We start from the raw sequence: 1,809 nt of genomic DNA, 5'->3' as shown, positions 1-1,809 counted from the left end.
GAAGAAGGTCGAGATGCTGTTCGCGCACCTGAAGCGCATCCTCAAACTCGACCGCTTGAGACTGCGAGGACCATGCGGTGCCCGCGATGAGTTCCTCCTCGCAGCCACTGCCCAGAACCTCAGGAAAATGGCGAAGCTGATGCCGGTGGGAGCGCCGCCACGGGCGGCATGAGGGCGAAGGCCTCTCTCACAAAGCCACCCAGCCTCAATCGATAGTCTACCCAGCGCCGACTTCTTCAACACAATCGACCCATCTGAGACATTGGAAGATCGGCGTCTGACGACCGGAGTTGGCCCCATTGCCGACATCTGAGGGTCCGCTTGCAGGCACATGACTGAAGGCAATGTAAGGACGCCGGGTTTGCCAGATTCGCAAAGGCCCGCCCCGGCTCGGAACCAATCGTAAGACCCTGCGTGTGAAGTGTCGGCAGGGGCCGCGCCTACCAGGTGACGCGCAGGCCGAGATTGCCCTTGATGCCGCGGCGATCGTCGCCGCCGAGATTGCTGGTGTAGCTCGCCGCCGCGTAGACGCCGACGTTCGGCATCACTTGGGCCGCAACGCCGCCGCCGAGTTCCAGCGAGGTGGATCCGAAGCCGGTTGTAATCGGCGTGACGTTGAAGGTCGTCGTGTCGCTGGCGGAAAACGTGCGCCAGACATTGGCGAGGAGATAGGGTTTCAGCGTCATCCCGCCCATCACCCAATCGCCGGTAAGCCGAGCGCCGATCCGGCCGGTCAGAGCATCGTCGGGCGAAAAGCGAACCGCAGAGAAGCGATCGCGCTCCGTTCCGAACGAGACCGATTGCCAGATCAGCTGCGCCTGCGGCTCAAGCGACAGCCCGGCACCGATCTGGATCGGATAGCCGGCCTCGAGCGAGCCGGTGAGACCGGTTCCGTCGGCGCTCAGCCCGATGCCGCGGGTCGAGCGCGGATCGCCATCGAACCAGGAGCCCAGCAGCACCGCGTCGACATACCAGCGTGACGGACCGACATGGGTCCAGTAGGCGCCGAGGCTGGTTGCATCCATCTTCAGCTTGCCGACCAGCGCCCGCTGCTGGGCGAGAGCGAAACCGCGGGCATCGACATCGGCGCTGGCGAAGCCGAGGAACAGGCCAAGCCGGTCGCGATGGCCGTTATTGTCCCAGCCGAAAAGGTCCTGACCGGCCTGGAAGCCGCCGATATTGCCCTTCATCTCGGGCGAGAGCGGGCCTGAGCGACTCTCCTCGGCATGGCGGCCGAAGAGCCGGCCCCAGGCGCCTGGCAGCGCGCCCGAGCCGAGSAGCAGGGCCTGATCGCCCTGGCGCTCGTGAAAGGTCCCAAGCGTCGCCAATCCGAGCTGGCGCGCCACGCCGGGCAACAGCGTGTAGATGGCCGCCTCGGGGCGGAAGAGAGGGATCGGAGTGTCAGGAGCCGTCACTCCGGGCGGTATCACGCCGGGCGGCGTAGGTCCGACAGGGGGCGTCACGCCGGGGGGCGTCGGGATGAGCTGGTTCCGCAGGAACCAGTCATTCTCGGTGCCGGCCGTCACACCGCCCTGAAAYAGGAGATATTCGTAGGCSCCCGCCGCGACGACGCCACCGAGCGCGAAGGCACCGGCGGTGCTTCCTCCATTCACCGCGCGCACCACCTGGATGCCGTTGCCTGTCGTCAATTCACCGGTCCGCCGGCGTTGGCGATGCTCAGAAGCGAATTGCCGGTCGCCGAGCCGACATCGAGGCGATCGGAAGGCGAGCCGTCAGTTCCGAGGAAAGTGTTCAGCCCGATCGTGCCGCCAGTCCCTGTATAGCTTGGCGTCGTCAAGACTGTGCCCC

Annotated in this window: 1 protein-coding gene and 1 pseudogene; one reads left to right on the top strand and one right to left on the bottom strand. The window is 65.8% G+C overall.

Annotation, left to right across the window (positions count from 1 at the left end):
- Positions 1-172, top strand: a 172-nt coding sequence (locus AC1DGP_RS35155) for a transposase (RefSeq protein ID WP_476833284.1), incomplete at its 5' end; no start/stop codon positions are given.
- A gap of 268 nt (positions 173-440) precedes the next feature.
- Here the strand turns inward: AC1DGP_RS35155 and AC1DGP_RS35150 are convergent.
- Positions 441-1,798, bottom strand: a pseudogene (locus AC1DGP_RS35150) (autotransporter family protein).
- Positions 1,799-1,809: the final 11 nt, after the last annotated feature.

This window comes from Allobosea sp. 05T433, from assembly GCF_056396065.1.
This window is presented reverse-complemented; position numbering and strand designations above follow the sequence as displayed.